The organism is Marinobacter sp. C7, from assembly GCF_022343555.1.
Taxonomy (GTDB): Bacteria; Pseudomonadota; Gammaproteobacteria; order Pseudomonadales; family Oleiphilaceae; genus Marinobacter.
Map to the genome: position 1 here is coordinate 22209 of NZ_JAKQZH010000005.1, position 17335 is coordinate 39543.

Annotated in this window: 16 protein-coding genes; 12 read left to right on the forward strand and 4 right to left on the reverse strand. The window is 60.3% G+C overall.

Features of this window, described 5'->3' with window-relative positions; genetic code table 11:
- The first annotated feature begins 22 nt into the window (after positions 1-22).
- The 7 genes from ubiG (at position 23) to rdgC (ending at position 4477) form a co-directional block, all read left to right on the forward strand.
- Complete coding sequence (gene ubiG, locus MD273_RS17045; protein WP_239038998.1) at positions 23-739, forward strand: bifunctional 2-polyprenyl-6-hydroxyphenol methylase/3-demethylubiquinol 3-O-methyltransferase UbiG; 717 nt, start codon at positions 23-25, stop codon at positions 737-739.
- Positions 729-1406 carry a phosphoglycolate phosphatase gene (gene gph / locus MD273_RS17050; RefSeq protein WP_239038999.1) on the forward strand — a complete coding sequence of 226 codons (678 nt, stop codon included), beginning with the start codon at positions 729-731 and terminating at the stop codon, positions 1404-1406. The genes ubiG and gph overlap by 11 nt, the downstream gene beginning before the upstream one ends.
- Before the next feature lie 49 nt (positions 1407-1455).
- A complete protein-coding gene (locus MD273_RS17055; RefSeq protein ID WP_239039000.1) occupies positions 1456-2208 on the forward strand; it encodes a YciK family oxidoreductase in 753 nt (250 codons plus the stop codon).
- Entirely contained in the window at positions 2208-2441 is a 234-nt protein-coding gene (locus MD273_RS17060; protein ID WP_113863769.1) for a glutaredoxin family protein, read from the forward strand. The genes MD273_RS17055 and MD273_RS17060 overlap by 1 nt, the downstream gene beginning before the upstream one ends.
- Before the next feature lie 12 nt (positions 2442-2453).
- A complete protein-coding gene (gene yaaA / locus MD273_RS17065; protein ID WP_239039001.1) occupies positions 2454-3224 on the forward strand; it encodes a peroxide stress protein YaaA in 771 nt (256 codons plus the stop codon).
- 24 nt (positions 3225-3248) lie between these two features.
- Entirely contained in the window at positions 3249-3449 is a 201-nt protein-coding gene (locus tag MD273_RS17070; RefSeq protein ID WP_239039002.1) for a DUF2788 domain-containing protein, read from the forward strand.
- 101 nt (positions 3450-3550) lie between these two features.
- On the forward strand, positions 3551-4477 hold the full coding sequence (gene rdgC / locus MD273_RS17075) for a recombination-associated protein RdgC (protein ID WP_239039003.1): 927 nt from the start codon (positions 3551-3553) through the stop codon (positions 4475-4477).
- A gap of 154 nt (positions 4478-4631) precedes the next feature.
- Here the strand turns inward: rdgC and MD273_RS17080 are convergent, their stop codons facing one another.
- The gene (locus MD273_RS17080; protein ID WP_239039004.1) at positions 4632-7385 is read right to left on the reverse strand and encodes a bifunctional acetate--CoA ligase family protein/GNAT family N-acetyltransferase; all 2754 of its coding nucleotides are present in this window, start codon (positions 7383-7385) and stop codon (positions 4632-4634) included.
- A gap of 209 nt (positions 7386-7594) precedes the next feature.
- Here MD273_RS17080 and MD273_RS17085 point away from each other — a divergent pair, with 209 nt between their 5' ends.
- From MD273_RS17085 to rnt, 3 genes are all read left to right on the forward strand, one after another.
- Complete coding sequence (locus tag MD273_RS17085; RefSeq protein WP_239039005.1) at positions 7595-8521, forward strand: histone deacetylase family protein; 927 nt, start codon at positions 7595-7597, stop codon at positions 8519-8521.
- 87 nt (positions 8522-8608) lie between these two features.
- Entirely contained in the window at positions 8609-9640 is a 1032-nt protein-coding gene (pyrC, locus tag MD273_RS17090; protein ID WP_239039006.1) for a dihydroorotase, read from the forward strand.
- A gap of 43 nt (positions 9641-9683) precedes the next feature.
- Positions 9684-10340: a ribonuclease T gene (gene rnt / locus MD273_RS17095; RefSeq protein ID WP_239039007.1), complete on the forward strand. Its 657-nt coding sequence runs from the start codon at positions 9684-9686 to the stop codon at positions 10338-10340.
- A 64-nt stretch (positions 10341-10404) separates the two neighbouring features.
- Here rnt and MD273_RS17100 read toward each other — a convergent pair whose 3' ends face one another.
- A complete protein-coding gene (locus tag MD273_RS17100) occupies positions 10405-12390 on the reverse strand; it encodes an SDR family oxidoreductase (protein ID WP_239039008.1) in 1986 nt (661 codons plus the stop codon).
- 382 nt (positions 12391-12772) lie between these two features.
- Here MD273_RS17100 and MD273_RS17105 point away from each other — a divergent pair, with 382 nt between their 5' ends.
- Entirely contained in the window at positions 12773-13072 is a 300-nt protein-coding gene (locus MD273_RS17105) for a hypothetical protein (RefSeq protein ID WP_239039009.1), read from the forward strand.
- A 31-nt stretch (positions 13073-13103) separates the two neighbouring features.
- Positions 13104-15941 (forward strand): insulinase family protein, encoded by a 2838-nt coding sequence (locus MD273_RS17110; RefSeq protein WP_239039010.1) that lies wholly within the window; start codon positions 13104-13106, stop codon positions 15939-15941.
- Between the two features lie 5 nt (positions 15942-15946).
- Here the strand turns inward: MD273_RS17110 and MD273_RS17115 are convergent, their stop codons facing one another.
- Positions 15947-16579, reverse strand: coding sequence for a TIGR04282 family arsenosugar biosynthesis glycosyltransferase (locus tag MD273_RS17115; protein WP_239039011.1), 633 nt, complete (start codon positions 16577-16579; stop codon positions 15947-15949).
- Positions 16566-17273, reverse strand: a complete 708-nt coding sequence (locus tag MD273_RS17120; RefSeq protein WP_239039012.1) for a TIGR04283 family arsenosugar biosynthesis glycosyltransferase — start codon at positions 17271-17273, stop codon at positions 16566-16568. Before MD273_RS17120 ends, MD273_RS17115 begins: the two co-directional genes overlap by 14 nt.
- Positions 17274-17335: the final 62 nt, after the last annotated feature.

Sequence of the window (17335 nt, forward strand, 5' to 3'; positions counted from 1 at the left end):
CGTTTCCCAGGCAGAGACCGACATGACCAATCAGAACGTAGACCGGAATGAAATTGCCAAATTCGAGGCTCTGGCCAGCCGCTGGTGGGATCCCTCCAGCGAGTTCAAGCCACTGCACGACATCAACCCGCTCCGCCTCAACTACATTGACGAGCGGGTTTCTCTCGCCGGCAAGAAAGTACTCGACGTCGGTTGCGGTGGCGGCTTGCTGTCCGAGGGTATGGCCCAGCGAGGGGCCCACGTGACCGGCATCGACATGGGCGAGGCTCCGTTGTCCGTGGCCAGGCTCCATGGTATGGAGAGCGGTATCAAAGTGGACTACCGTCAAACCACCGTCGAAGACCTCGCGCGGGACGCGGAGCAGGCCGGTCAGTACGACGTGGTGACCTGTCTGGAGATGCTCGAGCATGTGCCGGATCCGGCCTCGGTGATCAAGGCCTGCGCCGCCATGCTCAAGCCTGGCGGCCACCTGTTCGTATCCACCATCAACCGGAACCCGAAATCTTTCCTGTTCGCGATTGTTGGCGCCGAGTATGTGCTGAACATGCTGCCCAAAGGTACGCACGAGTGGAAAAAGTTTATCCGCCCTTCGGAGATGTCAGACCATCTGCGCCACGCGGGCCTGGAAGTGCAGGAGCTGACAGGCATGACCTACAACCCGATTACCAAGGTCTACAAACTGGGCCGGGATGTCGATGTGAATTACCTGATGCATGCCAGGGATTCCCGTGACGACTGACCCGACGCCTTCTGTGGTGCTGTTCGATCTGGACGGCACCCTGATCGACACCGCACCGGATTTCATCCGTTGCCTGAACCAGCTGCGGGACCAACACGGTCTGGCGCCCCTGCCTCCGGAACAGATCCGCCGCTCCGTTTCCAACGGCGCGCGGGCCATGATCCGCGTGGGTTTCGGGCTGGAACCGGAACATCCGGATTACACCGAAAAACACACGGCTTTCCTGGACCTTTATGAAGCCGGTGTCGCCGTCGAAACCTCCCTGTTCGAAGGAATGGATGCCATCTTGCAGAGCCTTGAAGAGTGCGGCATTCCCTGGGGCATCGTCACCAACAAACCCGCGCGTTTTGCCGCGCCACTGGTCGAGGCACTGGGCCTGGCTGAGCGCTGCGCCGCCGTGGTGTGCCCGGACCATGTGGCCCGGCGAAAACCCCACCCGGAAGCGCTGTTCCTGGCCTGTACACAAATTGGTGTACAGCCGGAGACCGCCATCTACGTAGGTGACCACGAACGGGATATCGAAGCTGGCCGCAACGCCGGCATGAGGACCATTGCGGTGCGCTATGGCTATATCGAGGAGCCGGAAACGGTTGATTTATGGCAAGCCGACCTCATAGCCGATACCGTCAGCGACCTCGCAAAGCTGTTACAATATCGCCGCGATTGATTCCGTATCCGGCAAACCGACCGGCCACAACCTGAAACGGAGACAGGTTATGCAAGATTACCAAGCACCCGCCGATCTTCTGCAGGACCGCATCGTGATGGTGACGGGTGCCGGCAGCGGCATCGGCCGAGCAGCGGCCAAGGCTTACGCCGCCCACGGAGCCACTGTGATACTGATGGGCCGCACGGTGTCGAAGCTCGAGGAAGTCTACGACGAAATCGAAGCCGCCGGGCACCCCAAGCCGGCCATCGTGCCGATGAATTTCGAAGGTGCGGCGGTGAAAGAATACGAAGAGCTGGCGATGACCATCGAGGACAACTTTGGCCGACTGGATGGTCTGTTGCATAACGCTGCCATTCTGGGCAACCGAAGCCCGGTGGAGCTGTACGATCCGGAGATGTGGAACAAGGTCATGCATGTGAACGCGACGGCACCGTTCCTGCTGAGCCGCGCCATGATCCCCCTGCTCCGCAAGTCGGACCAGGCCTCGGTGATTTTCACGTCTTCCGGAGTGGGCCGCAAAGCCAAAGCCTACTGGGGTGCTTACGCCGTTTCCAAGTTCGCTGTGGAGGGGTTGAGCCAGCTGCTGGCCGATGAGCTGGATGACGAGCGCCATAATATTCGCGTCAACAGCCTGAATCCCGGCGCTACCCGGACCAACATGCGGGCCAGGGCCTACCCGGCTGAAAACCCCCAGCAGAACCCGGCGCCGGAAGACCTGATGCCCGTCTACCTGTACCTGATGGGCAAAGACAGCCAGGACGTCAACGGCCAACAACTGGACGCGCAGCCCAAGAAATAATGGAACTCTATTTCTACACAACATCCCAGTGCCACCTGTGCGAACTGGCAGAAGCCCTGCTGGTGAACACCCCCATGCCGGAACCGATCCCGGTGGACGTGGTGGACATTGCCCAGTCTGAAGAGCTGGTCGAACGTTACGGTACCCGCATTCCGGTACTGCGCCGTAACGACACCGGTGCGGAGCTGGACTGGCCGTTTACCAGGGACCAGTTACTGACCTTTCTGCAATGAGGATTTCCTGACATGTTGATGGTTATCTCCCCTGCCAAGACGCTGGACTACGAGAGCCCGCTGGCAACGGAAAGCTACACCCAGCCGGACTTCCTGGACGATGCCTGTGAACTGGTCGACCAGCTCAAGGAACTGGAGCCACACCAGATCAGCAACCTCATGAGCATCAGCGACAAGCTGGGCCAGCTTAACGCCGAGCGGTTCCGCACCTGGCACACGCCATTCACACCGGAGAATGCCCGCCAGGCCGTTCTCGCGTTCAAGGGCGATGTGTATACCGGGCTGGACGCCGAGAGCTTCAGCGAAGAGGACTTTGCCTTCGCCCAAGAGCACCTGCGCATGCTTTCGGGCCTCTATGGTATCCTCCGGCCGCTCGATCTGATGCAGCCCTATCGGCTGGAGATGGGGACAAAGTTCGAGAACACTCGGGGCAAGGATCTCTACGCTTTCTGGGGCAGCAAGATCACGGATGAGATCAATCGTTTGCTGGCCAAGGATGATGGCGTCCTGGTGAACCTGGCCTCCAACGAGTATTTCAAGAGTGTGAAAAAGAAACAGCTCGATGGAAGGCTTATTACACCCCAGTTCAAGGACTGGAAGAACGGCCAGTACAAGATGATCAGTTTTTACGCCAAGAAAGCCCGGGGGCTGATGTGCCGCTATGCGGTCCAGAACCGCATCACCCAGGCCGACGACCTCAAGGGCTTCAACCTCGAAGGCTACTATTTCAGCGAAGACCAGTCCGACAAGAACAACTGGGTTTTCCTGCGCGACGAACAGTAATTTCAGTTGTTATCGGAGTCATAAATGAACGAAGCAGTCTTTTCCCAGATCGCCATGCTGGTGTTTCTGACCGGCCTTATTGTCTGGATGGGTTTCATTGTGTGGGATCTCGCCAAGAAATCCGACGCCGGTCGATTTGGCACCATCGCCCTGTTCACCGTGCTTGGAGCCGGCGTGGTCGGCTTCATCGTCAAGACGGTGCTGGTCGAGATCATGCAAATATAGCGTGATACCCGTCACTTTACGGCCGCCATCCGGTGGCCGTATCATCCCTCCCCCCTTTTCGAACCATCACCGATTCAAATCAAGAGCAAGGACCGAACCTGATGTGGTTTCGTAACGCCCGTGTATTCCGTTTCACCAAGCCGTTCGACATTTCCGCCGAAGAACTGGAAGAGAAGCTGCAGGCCGATGCATTCAAACCCTGTGGTCCCCAGGAAACCAGCCGCCAGGGTTGGGTACCGCCGCTGGGCAAGCACGGTGAGCAACTGGTGCACAGCGCCAACGGCTACCACCTGATCTCCCTGCGTAAGGAGGAAAAGATCCTGCCTGGCCCGGTGGTCAAGGAAGCCGTGGAAGAGCGGGCCGAGGCTATCGAGATCGAACAGAGCCGGAAGGTGCGCCGCAAGGAAAAGGACGAAATCAAGGAACAGGTGATGCTGGAAATGCTGCCCCAGGCCTTTTCCAAAAACCGGCGCTGTTATGCCTACCTGGCGCCCCAGGATGGCGTTCTGGTGGTGGATGCCGGGTCTGCCAAGCAGGCCGAGGATCTGGCCTCGACCTTGCGTAAAAGCGTGGGATCTCTGCCGGTTCGTCCGCCTGCGGTGGAGCAGTCTCCCGCCTTCACGTTTACCGGTTGGCTGAACGAAACCATCGACCTGCCGGCCAGTATTGCCCTGGGCAGTGAGTGTGAACTCAAGGATCCCTCCGAGGATGGCGGCGTGGTGCGCTGCAAGGGGCTGGACCTGAAAGCCGACGAAATCCGGAACCACCTGGAAGCCGGCATGCAGGTCACCAAGCTTGCCGTAACCTGGGACGACAACGTCTCTTTCGTACTGGACGAGGAACTGGGCATCCGCCGCCTGAAATTCGGCGAGACGCTGCAGGAGCAGCTGGATGATGTGGACGCCGACGACGCCGTGGCGAAGTTTGATGCCGCCTTCAGCCTGATGACGCTGGAGCTGTCGCGGATGATTCCGGGGCTGCTGGAGGCGCTCGGCGGCGAGGATCGCTCGGCGATTGTCGAAGAGTGAACGTGACACCTGAAATTGGGGTCAGATGAAGGCATTCATCTGACCCCGTCTTAGGGCGTGACCGCGGGGTGGGACTTGAAAATGGGGTCACGGCACAGGGGTCTGAAGAACCCGTTCTTCTGACCCCATCTTGGCGGCCCCGCTCCGCTGCCGCCTACAAATGCGCCCCGCGCTTCTTCAACCGCTCCTTCTGCCAATCCTTCTCCGGCTCGTTCAACACCAGCCGTAGATCCATCACCTCTTCCTCGGTGTTGTACTTGATCTCGAATCCCAGGTGCTCGGCCAGCTGCAGCATCGGGCGGTTCTCCGGCAGCACGTTGCCGATCATCTCCATGGTGCCCCGCGCACGGCAGTAGTCGATCATTTTCTGCATCAGCGCCACACCCAGGCCCTCGCCTTTCATCTTGTCATCCACCATCACCGCGAACTCGCAGCGCAGGTTATCGGCGTCGGTCCAGGTGCGGACAGTGCCCAGGGTTTCCTCGCCCTCGCCATCCTCGCGCGGGGCGTTGGCGATGAACACCATCTCCCGGTCGTAGTCGATCTGCACCATTTGCGCGACGTCTTCCCGGGAAAAGTGTTTGCGGTACTGGAAGAACCGGTAGCGGATGGATTCCGGTGACTGGTGCTCGTGAAACTCCCGGTGGGCGGGCTCATCTTCCGCCAGCACCGGCCGGATAATGACCCGACGGCCGGACTTGGGCAGCACGATCCACTCTTCCAGTTCACGGGGATACGGCTGAATGATCGGCCGGGTCGGCGTGTCATCCAGATTGATGGCAATGTTGACCGCTACCGCCCCGCTTTCGTTGAACAACAGCGGCGAGATCTCCAGCCCCTTGATCTCGGGGATGTCGATCACGATCTGCGACAGGGTGACCAGGGTTTCGGAGACTGCCCGGATGTCCTCCTCCGGCTTGAGGCTGTGCTCCTTGAGGAGCTTGTACATGTAGGTCCGGCGCAGCAACTCCCGGGCCAGCACCATGTTCAGCGGCGGCAGGGCGATCTGCCGGTCGGTCATCACATTGATCTGGGCGCCCGAGGCCCCGCAGACCACCAGCGGCCCGAATTCGGAATCGCGGGTAATACCGACACTGAATTCCACCCCGCCTACATGCTGGTAGGAGCGCTGGACGGCAAAGCCGAGGAAGCCGCTGTTGGGAAAATGCTCCTGGTACTCCTCCATCAGGAAGCGACAGGAATCCATGATCGCCGCTTCGCTGTTGAGCTTTTTCACGGTGCCCTTGTAGCGACGCTGGGTGGGGCTCAGATCCAGAAACGGGTGGCACGCCTGCTCATGCACGATGGTGATGTCCACCGGCCGGCGCTCCACCGCGAACGCCTCCAGCACTTCCTCGATATCATCGCAGTAGATGGTCTCGATGGTATTGATGCCGTAATCCCGGATCACATCCCGCGCTTCCCGGTTGGACAGATGGCGTCGTCCGGAACGCAATGCGTTTGCCACCAGTCGGCGCGGCCGGGCGCGGTCGGCAAAATGATCGGTGAAGGATTCCGGTGTCTCGGTCAGCAGGCGCTGGACCCGCTGGTGCCGGACATGCTGCATGAACGCCATCACCGCCTTCTCCGGATTGAAGAAAGAGGGAATGCCGGCCCGGTAGAATTCCTCCCGGGACTCCATCACCGTGCTCTGGCCGAGCCAGCAGGTGAACACGTTCAGGCGTGTCCCCTTCGAGGCCTGCACGACCGCATCGGCGATCTGAAGGCTGTCCTCGGTCAGACTCGGGGCATACATCACCAGCACATTGGCCACCTCCGGATCCTTGGCCAGGATCTTGATGGCCTGGGCGTAGAGCTCCGGAGAGGCGTCGTAGTTCAGGTCGATCGGATTTTTTCGGGTCCAGTACGGAGGCAGTAACTCAGCCAGGGATTCGACGGTCTGCTCCGACAGCTCGGCCAGCTCCCCTCCCAGATCTGCCAGCCGGTCCACCGCCAGCACACCCGGGCCGACACCATTGGCCATGATGGCAAGGGACTCCCGACGTAACGGCCGCATGCGGGTCAGGGTTTCCAGGGCATCAAACATCTGGCCCAGACCGTCTACCCGCAACACACCGGCCCGCTGGAGCATGGCGTCATAGATGGGATCACTGCGCTTGATACCGGCAGGCAACTCGTGACGGAACCATTCCGACTCCGGCACCCGGCCGGACTTGACCGCGATCACCGGCTTGGTGCGCGACGCCACCCGCACCGCCGACATGAAACGCCGGGGGTTGGGCACATTCTCGATGTGCAGGAGAATCGCCCGGGTCTGGGTGTCCTGGGCCAGGTAATCGATCAGGTCATCGTGATCGATGTCCATGCCGTCACCCAGGGTCAGGAAGTATGAAAAGCCGACGCCGCGGGCAAACGCCCAGTCCAGTACCGAACTGGCAATGGTGCCGCTCTGGCCCACAAAGGCCACGCGCCCGGGAATGGCGCCCATATGGGCATAGGTGGCGTTCAGGCTTCGGGCCGGCACCATCAGACCGATGGTGTTCGGCCCCAGCACCCGGATACCGGTCTCCTTGGCGGCCTCCCGTACAGAGTACATCAGGGGCTGACCGGTCTTGCTGTGGGTCCGGGACATACCGCCGGTCATCACAATGGCGGTCCTCACCCCGGCCTCACCCAGGCGCTTGATGGTTTTCGCAACGGTATCGGGCGGGGTACAGATAATGGCCAGATCCGGGGTGAAGTCCATCTTCGCCACTTTCGGCACGCACGGCACACCGTGGACGTTCTCGTAACCGCTCTGGTTGATCACCAGCAGCTTTTCCGTGGGGTAGCCACCACCGAGCAGGTTCCGCAGCACCATGCCGCCCAGGTTGTCGGCGCGCTCGGAGGCACCAATCACAACAATGGAACTGGGATTGAAAAGACTTTCCAGATAACGGGTGCTCAAGGCGGTCTCCTCAGAACAGGCCCCGCCGGGCCGGTTCGGGTGATAACGTCAATAAAACAGAATACTTATCAATGTATATCCTATCTTAGGCTTTCCGGTATTGATGTAAAACGGCTATCGGCCCATAAGACCAAAGAAATACGACGGACTGCGGTTTTCCCTGATAACATTGATGAAAATACAAGCATATTCGGGACAATCAGAGACGTATGACCACGGCATTCTTTTCCCACGACGACTGCATGAAGCACAACATGGGCCCGGACCATCCGGAATGCCCGGAACGTATCTCCACGATCCTCGCCTATCTGGCGGACACACACCTGGAACAGGATCTGGACTGGGTTCGTCCGGAAGAGATCACCCGTGACCAGCTGTTGGCCGTACACCCCGAGAAATACCTGCAACAGCTCGAGCTGATGGAGCCCACCCGGGGCCGTGTGTTTACCGACCCGGACACCGCGATGATGCCTGATACCCTGCGAGCCGCCCGTCTGGCTGCCGGCGCCAACGTTCAGGCGGTGGACATGGTCATGAGCAGCCAGGTCACCAACGCCTTTATCTGTGCCCGCCCCCCGGGGCACCACGCCGAACGCGCCAAGTCCATGGGCTTCTGCTTCTACAACAACGTGGCACTGGCCGCCATGCGGGCGCTGAACTTCCATCATCTGGACCGGGTGGCCATCGTGGATTTCGATGTGCACCAGGGTAATGGCACCGCGGACATCGTCGGCGGTGACGAGCGCATTCTCATGTGCTCCAGTTTCCAGCACCCGTTCTACCCGCACTCCCACGTTCACCGGCAGGCCCCGAATATCGTGAACGCGCCGATCGAAGCGGGCTGTTCGTCGGCCGAATACCGGAAGACCGTCGAGGCGGTCTGGCTCAAGAAGCTGCAGGATTTCAAACCGCAGGTCATCCTGATCTCCGCCGGATTTGATGCCCACAAACTGGATCCGATGGCGGAGCTGAACCTCGAGACCGACGACTTCCGCTGGCTCACCGAAATGATTACCAGCGTCGCCAACGACTATTCCAATGACCGGATCATCTCCACCCTCGAAGGGGGTTATCACCTCCGGGCACTGGCCGAAAGCGTGGCAACCCACCTCGAAGTGCTGGACTCCGTCTACTGATCAGGCCGTTCTCCGGGAGGGTGAGCAACAAGGCTGTTCACCTTCTGATATAATTCGGCAAATTTTCAGGCCTCCCGGAAAACATTCATGACAGAACAGCTGACCATCACCCGCCCGGACGACTGGCACCTGCACGTCCGCGACGGGGATATTCTCAAGGACGTGGTCCCGGCCACCGCCGCCTGCTTCGGCCGCGCCATCATCATGCCCAATCTGGTGCCGCCTGTAGTCACCGCAGCCGACGCCACCGCCTACCGCGAGCGCATTCTGGCGGCGGCCAAAGGCACCGATTTCGAACCCCTGATGACCCTGTACCTGACCGAAGCCACCACACCGGAGATGATCCGGGAAGCCAAGGCCGCCGGCGTCATCGCCGCCAAGCTGTACCCGGCCGGTGCCACCACCAATTCCGCCTCCGGCGTAAAGGATATCCGCAATATTTACCCGGTGCTCGATGCCATGGCCGACTGTGGCATGCTGTTGCTGGTACACGGCGAAGTTACCGATGCCGACATCGATATCTTCGACCGGGAGAAAGTCTTTCTGGAACGGGTCCTGGCACCCACGCTGGAGGCCTTCCCCGGCCTGAAAGTGGTGCTTGAACACATCACCACCGCCGATTCCGCAAATTTTGTCCGTGACTACGACGGTGACAACCTCGGCGCGACCCTGACGCCCCAACACCTGATGTACAACCGCAACCACATGCTGGTTGGTGGCATCCGTCCCCACCTGTACTGCCTGCCTATCCTGAAGCGCAATCTTCACCAGCAGGCTCTTCGGGAGGCGGTAGCCAGCGGCGACAAGCGCTTCTTCCTGGGCACCGATTCCGCCCCTCACGCCAAAGACAAGAAAGAAGCCGCGTGCGGCTGTGCCGGCTGCTACTCTGCCTTCGGCGCCATTGGCCTGTATGCGGAAATCTTCGAGGAGCTGGGCATCCTCGACAAGCTCGAGGCCTTCGCCAGCCACAACGGTGCCGACTTCTATGGCCTGCCCCGCAACCAGGACACCATTACCTTGGTGCGCAAGCCCTGGACCATGCCCGAGCAACTGCCCCTGGCGGACGGCTCCATTGTGCCCCTGAAAGCCGGTGAAACTGTTAACTGGCAACTGGCGTAATCTGTTACGCCGAGTACACACACTGTCGACAACCGGAGTTCGAGTGACAGACGAAAACAAAGAACCGCATCCCCTCTCCAAACGCTTCCGCGGCTTTCTGCCAGTGGTGGTCGATGTGGAAACCGCCGGCTTCAATCCGGAGCGGGATGCCCTGCTGGAGATCGCCGCGGTGCTCCTGACCATGGATGACGAAGGCTGGTTACGCCGGGGCGAAACCCACGTTCAGCAGATTGACCCGTTCGAAGGCGCCAACCTGGAACAGTCTGCCCTGGACTTTACCGGCATCGACCCCTGGGATCCCAGCCGCGAAGCGGTGCCCGAGCGCGAAGGCCTGAGCGAGATTTTCAGTCCGATCCGCAAGGCGGTAAAAGCCCATGACTGCAAGCGAGCGGTTCTGGTGGGCCACAACGCCACCTTCGATCACAACTTCGTGTTTGCCGCCGCCATGCGCGCGGACATCAAACGCAACCCGTTCCATCCGTTTTCGACCTTTGACACCGCGACACTCGCCGGCCTGGCCTATGGCCACACGGTGCTGGCCCAGGCCTGCAAGCTGGCGGGTATCCCCTTCAGCAACAAGGAAGCCCACTCGGCCGCCTACGACGCCGAGAAAACCGCCGACCTGTTCTGTGGCATCGTCAATCGCTGGAAGGAGCTGGGCGGTTTTCCACCCCCGCCGGTGGAGATTCCCGAGCAGTAACCGCAAACGTTGTCCATAAAAAAACCCGCCGAAGCGGGTTTTTTTATGGAAGGGGGAACGACTGTTACCAGTAGATGCCCCGCATGATCGCCGCAAAGGCCACCTGCTCGGTGGATACCTTCGGCTTCTCACCGGACTTGCTGCCGGCGGCCGCCGGCGAATCCGGGAACATCCGGTAGCCGGTGTTCATGATGATCTCACCCATCTTCGGCGCCAGGGCATGCAGCACCTGGGCGAAGATTCCCAGGCGTGTGGCGATCCGCTTGGGCCGGTAGACGATGGCATCCGCCACCATGTCCGCGGCCTCGTCCGGGGTCAGGGTCGGCACCTGATCGTAGATCTTGGTCGGTGCAATCATCGGCGTTTTCACCAGCGGCATGTTGATGGTGGTGAAGGTCACATTCCGATCGGACCACTCGGCCGCGGCACAACGGCTGAAGGCATCCAGGGCCGATTTGGACGCCACGTAGGCCGAGAACCTCGGAGCATTCGTGAGCACCCCGATGGAAGAAATGTTCACCACATGGCCTCGACGACGCTCCAGCATGGTCGGGGCGAAGCCCATGATCAGGCGCACGGAGCCGAAGTAGTTCAGCTGCATGGTTCGCTCGAAATCGTGGAAACGGTCGAAAGACAGGTCCAGCGAGCGGCGGATGGAACGGCCTGCGTTATTTACCAGGACATCCACGTGGCCGTGGTTGTCCAGGACGGTCTTGATGAACTCGTCACAGGCATCCATGTCCGAAAAATCGCACTGGTAGGCATGGACGCTGGCTCCCCGGGACTCAAGTTCCGCAGCCACCTCCTTCAGTCGCTCGGGCTTGCGTGCGCCGATGACCAGGATTGCACCCGCGTCCGCCAGCTTCTGGGCGGTCGCCAGACCGATACCGGAGGTCGCACCCGTCACCACGCAGACCCGGCCTTCAACCGTACCCCGGAGAGTGCGATCCTTGAACAGATCAGGATCCAGGTTCCGCTCCCAGTAATCCCAGATCACCGGGGCGTAGTCCGGCAGACGCGGGACTTCGATTCCCGTGCCCTTCAACGCGCGCTCCGTCTCCCGGGCATCGAACCGGGTGGGATAGTTGATGAAGGACATCACCGAGGGCGGAATACCCATGTCATCCAGCACCGCGCTGGTAATTCGCTTCACCGGGGGCAGGTTCTTGACGCTCTGGCGGATAAACGGCGGGATGAACCCGAACATCCGGGAATCAATGCGCATGCCCATCTTCGGGGCATGGCCAGCCTCGCTGAAGATATTGAGAATCTCCCCGACCTTGTAGGGATCGGAATCCACCAGATGGAAGCAGTTGCCATCTTCACCCTCGAGATGGGCGATGTGGTCGAGCGCGTCTACGACGAAATCCACCGGCACAATGTTCAGCCGGCCGCCCTCGATGCCGATGGTCGGCACCCATTGAGGCAGTGCGTGGCGGATCTTCTGGATCATCTTGAAGAAGTAATAGGGGCCATCCACCTTGTCCATTTCACCGGTTACGGAGTGGCCGATGACCATACCCGGACGGTAGATGCGGAACGGAACCTTGCACTCTTCCCGCACGACCTTTTCGGACTCGTGCTTGGTCAGCAGGTAAGGATGGTCAAGTTTTTCCGCCTCCTCGAACATGTCTTCCCGGAAGGTGCCCTTGAAAAGGCCCGCCGCTGCAATGGAAGAGACATGGTGGAAATGCTTCGCACCCATCGCCTCTGCCGCCTGCACGGCCGCTCGCGTGCCATCGATGTTGGCAGCCTGCTGGCTCTCTTCGTCCGCGCCCATGTCATAGACGGCAGCAAGATGGAAGAAATGATCGATATTACCCTTCAGGGATGCCATGGTGTCGGCATCGATACCAAGATTCGGGCTGGTCAGGTCACCGATCACCGCCTTGACCTGAGTGTCATCCGCACCCCAGCGCTCCCGGAGTGTCTGGAGCTTGTCCTGGCTCTGTTCGCGCACCAGTACGTGAACGGTGCCGCCCCGCGCCAGAAGCTTCTCAACGAGAAAACGGCCAATAAAACCGGTACCACCAGTAAGGAAGTAGTTCATCAAATTCCACCCTGCCTGTTGCTCTGTTTTTGTCTATCCATGCCGGGAACCATTCGACTAAAGTCGTAGTCTCCCGAAAACGCCGGCATTGTACTTAATTGCAACGTTCATGTATCGAACTTTTTTAGAGCATTTACTCTTTAAGCTATTGTTTTTCATAGAGCCTTTACTCTAAACAGCCAGGCGCGCACTTGAGCTGCCTGGCAACTTTTCCGACACATTGTCTCTGAGACTAGCACAGGGCGCGTGAATTGCCGGCCTTGAAATCCACCGGACAGAAAGCCATGAAACCCTCGGCCGGCAATGCCATAATCAGGAACTTATTGCGCTTTCCGGCGTCATTTCATGTCACAGTCAACAAGGTTCCCTGAAAACCATCCTTATGCAGAAAGACAACCCGAACACTGAACGCTATATCGCCATCGCCCGGGCCTGCCTGAAGGCCATTAACGATACCGCCGCCAATTCCGGCTCCCGGGAAGAAAAAATACAGGCGGTGTACGAGGCCATCGATCAGGCCTTCCAGGCCGAGTTCGCCGAGTACCGCCAGTCCGTGGCCATCATGGCCACCGTGCTTGAACGCATTGCCTCGGGCCAGCTGGACAGTGAGAAAGCGGCCGATCTGGCGCGTAAAACCCTGGACCAGCAGCCAGAGGCCACCCGCAACGCCCTGATGCACTGAATCGACCGAACCCGCAGACCGCAGAGGCCCTATGACCCACGGAAAACTGATCCGCCAATACGTTCATGTGTTGACCTGCCTGGCGCTGTTCCTGTTCAGCAGCCTGGCACTGGCCGCCGCCGATATCCGCAAGAGCCCGAACGACGATAACCAGTACCGATACCTGGCACTGGAGAATGGTCTCAGGGCGATTCTGGTTTCCGATCCGGACGCGGACAAAGCGGCAGCCTCACTGAACGTTGCCGTGGGCAGCGGCGATGATCCGAAAGAACGCGAGGGCCTCGCCCACTTCCTGGAACACATGCTGTTCCTGGGCACCGAGAAATACCCGGAACCAGGCGAATACCAGCAGTTCATCAAGAGCCATGGCGGCAGTCACAACGCCTTCACCGCCTTCCAGGACACCAATTATTTCTTTGACGTTCAGGCGCAGTTCCTGGAGCCCGCCCTGGACCGGTTCGCCCAGCAGTTTTCCGCTCCGCTTTTTACCCCCGAGCTGGTGGAGCGCGAGCGCAACGCTGTGCATTCGGAATTCAGTGCCAAGCAGAAAGAGGATGGCCGCCGCTTTTACTCTGTGAAGAAGGCTGTCGCCAATCCGGAGCATACATTCAGCCAGTTCGCCGTGGGTAATCTGAACACACTGGAGAATACTGACGATAATCCCCTGCGCCCGGACCTGATCGAGTTCTGGAGGAACCATTACTCTGCCAACCTGATGACGCTCTCGGTTTACGGCCCCCAGTCACTGGATGAGCTCGAGGCCATGATCCGGCCGAGATTCAGTGTCATCGAGAACCGCAACCTTGAGCAGAAAAAGCACCCGGAACCGCTGTTCCGGAGCGAGGATCTACCGGCCAGGGTTACCGCCGATGCCATCAAGGATGTCCGCAGACTGACCCTGAGCTTCCCGATTCCTTCCCAGCAGGAAAACTACCGGACCAAACCGGCGAGCTATATCGCCAACCTCCTGGGCCATGAAGGCCCCGGCAGTCTGTTCGATGTACTCAAGCGTGCCGGATTGGCGGACAGTCTCTCCGCAGGGCTGGGCATGGACACCGGCGACAATGCGACGCTGGAAATCAGCATGGCGCTGACGCCCGAGGGTCTCGAACGCCAGGACGAGATCCTGCCACTGGTGTTCGACTACATCGAGCGGATTCGCCAATCCGGCATCGGTGAAGATCGCTTCCGGGAAATGCAGCAACTGGCCACCATCGATTTCCGCTTCCGGGAGCAGGGAGAGCCGCTGCACGAAGCCATGCGCCTCGCCGGCCAGCTCCAGCATTATCCGGCTGAAGATATCCTGAGCGCCCCCTGGCTGATGGAACGTTACGCCCCCGAGCAATACCGGGACATCCTCGACCGGCTGACTCCGGACAACCTGATGGTCTTCGTGCTGGCCCCCGAGCCGGAACTCCAAGAGCCGAACACCACCCGGTGGTACGACGCTGCCTGGCAGATGACCAGCCTCTCGCCATCGGATATCACCACGGACGCGCCGGAACAGCTGACTGCCCAACTGGCATTGCCCCAGCCGAACCCCTTTGTACCGGAGAATCTCGGGTTGGTTTCCGGCGACACCATGGCGCACCCGGTGCAGCTTGGCCGCCAAGACGGTTTGGAAATCTGGTTTGCCCGGGATACCCGGTTTGGCACCCCCAAGGCCAACGTGTTCGTCAGCCTGCGTACGCCAGCCGCCCGCGCCAGTGCCCGCAGTGCCGTCCTGACCAAAGTTCTGGTGGATGCCGTCAACAGCAACCTGAACGCCTCGTCCTATGCCGCCAGCCTTGCGGGCCTGGATTACAGCGTCTACTCCCACTTGCGGGGCATCACAATCCGCGTGGGTGGCTACAACGACAAACTCCACACCCTGCTTAACCGGATTCTGCTCCAGGTGGGGGATCCGCTGCTGACCGAGCAGCGGTTCCGGATCGCCCGTCAGAACCTGATCGAGAACCTGATGAACCAGGCCAAGGATCGCCCGGTGGAACAGACCTCCGAGTTCGTCCAGACGGCCCTGATCGAAGGCGTCTGGAGCACCGATGAGAAACTGGCCGCCGCCCGGGAGATCACCCTGGACGAGCTACGCTCTTTCGCCCGGAATCTGCTGACCGAGGTTGATCCGGTCATGCTGGCCCATGGCAACGTTACCGAAGCCTACGCACTGAATATGGCGAGGCAGGTGGAAGCGATCGTGCTGGATGACAGCCGACTTGCCGAGGTACCCCGCAGCCAGGTGCGCCAATTGCCCGAGAAAGAGACCGAGGTTTCCCTGGCCGTGGACCACCCGGATACCGGCTACACCCTGTACATGCAGGGAGCTAACACCAGTTTCGAGGAGCGGGCCCGCTACCGGCTACTGGGGCAGATCATCAGTAGCCCCTTCTACGAGGAGATTCGCACCAACCGGCAACTGGGCTACATCGTGTATGCCACGCCGTTTGAAATGCTGGAAACCCCGGCGCTGGGCTTTGTGGTGCAATCACCCTCGGCATCGCAAACCGAGATCGATCACGCGATACGGGAGTTTTCCCAGGGCTTCGAGGACGTGCTGTCCGGCCTGACCGAGGAACGACTGGACCGCGAAAAACAGGCCGTGATCAGCAAGCTGCTGGAACAGGATCGGCAGTTGGGCGACATCTCCAGTCGCTACTGGCGGGAAATCGACCGCGGCATGGCAAGCTTTGACTCAAGAGAGCAACTTGCCGGGGCGGTAAAGAATGTCACGAAGCAGGACCTCCTGGACGTATTCCGCAAGTCCGTACTGGAACGAGGCCAGACGCTGCGGGTAGTGACAGGCGGCAACGGTCTGGAGGCCGATCGCGCCCTGGGTACGCTCACGGAACTGCCGCCGGTGCCCGCCGGCTGACAGCATCAGCAATTACTGAGGAAGCGGGCCCAGTCCTCGGGCTCGTCCACATCCCAGCGGGGTTCCAGCAGGAAGTAGCGGAGCCCCGCCTGCTTCAGGCGCTCACAGGTCTGACCCAGCACTTCCGGCGTGCCCCACTCGATATCATCCAGCATGCCCTCGACTACCCGGGACGCACCGATCAGGACATACCCGCCATCGTCTGAGGGGCCCAGTACCACGTCATGATCCGCAAGGCACGCCACCGCATGCCGGGCATAATCCGGATCCACCGAAGGACAATCGCTGCCAACGATCAAAGCCCGGTCATACTCACACAAGGATTGACCCAGCGCAGCCTCCATTCGTTCACCGAGACTGCCGCCCTGCTGCACCATCTGAACCAGGCCCGCGCCTTCCACCTCTTCGAGAACGGGCAAGGCCTCGTCGGTTGGTTCGTCCACCTCCCGATCCCACCAGAACTCGACCGGATAACCGGTGGCACACAGATTGTCCAGCACGTTCAGGGTCAGCCGGATGTGAGCTTCGAGCGCGCCGACAGGCCCGAGTTCCGGCATGAGTCGGGTCTTGACCCGGCCCGCCTCGGGCCACTTGGCAAACTGGAGAAAGACAGCGGAGGGAAGATTACTCTGAGGCATTTCGCACGTCCGTTCGATAGGCCTGCGCCAGGGATTCCGGCGAATCGCCCCGCCAGTAACGCCAGCGCAATCGCCACATCAGCAGGATAGTACGCCAGGGGCCGTTCTGTTCCCAGCGCCGGCTGTCGGTTACCACCGGATCGGCGATGCAAAAGGGGCGGGACACCAGGCGCAGCCGCCGGGAAAGCTCCACGTCTTCCATCAAGGGAATTTCATGGAACCCGCCAAGGGCCTCGAACACATCCTGCCGAACAAAAATGGCCTGATCGCCCGTGCAGATCCCGGTCAGGCGGGACCGGCGGTTCATGAACCAGGCAATGACGCGAAAGAGTGGCCGGCGCCCGCTCAGGGTTACGTCGAAACGCCCCCAGCCACACCGGCTCTGGCGAAACCGCTCAAGCTCGACGAGCGCCGATCCGGGCAATCGGGTATCGGCATGGAGAAACAGCAGCACATTTCCCTGCGCCACCGAGGCACCGGCATTCATCTGCACCGCTCTTCCCTTGCCGGAGGCCACGACCCGGTCACACCAGGCGTGGGCGAGCTCGGCAGTTGCATCCGGGCTGCCGGCATCCACCACAATCACTTCATGGCCGGAGTCGCGCAGCGGCTGAAGCGCCTGCAAGGTTTTGACGATGGTACCGGCCTCTTGCCAGACCGGAACAATCACGCTTAACGACAACGGCTCGGACAAAATCGAACTCCCGGAATAGTCGCGTCCCGCCTGGTCAGCGGGACAACACCTTGAGCCACAAG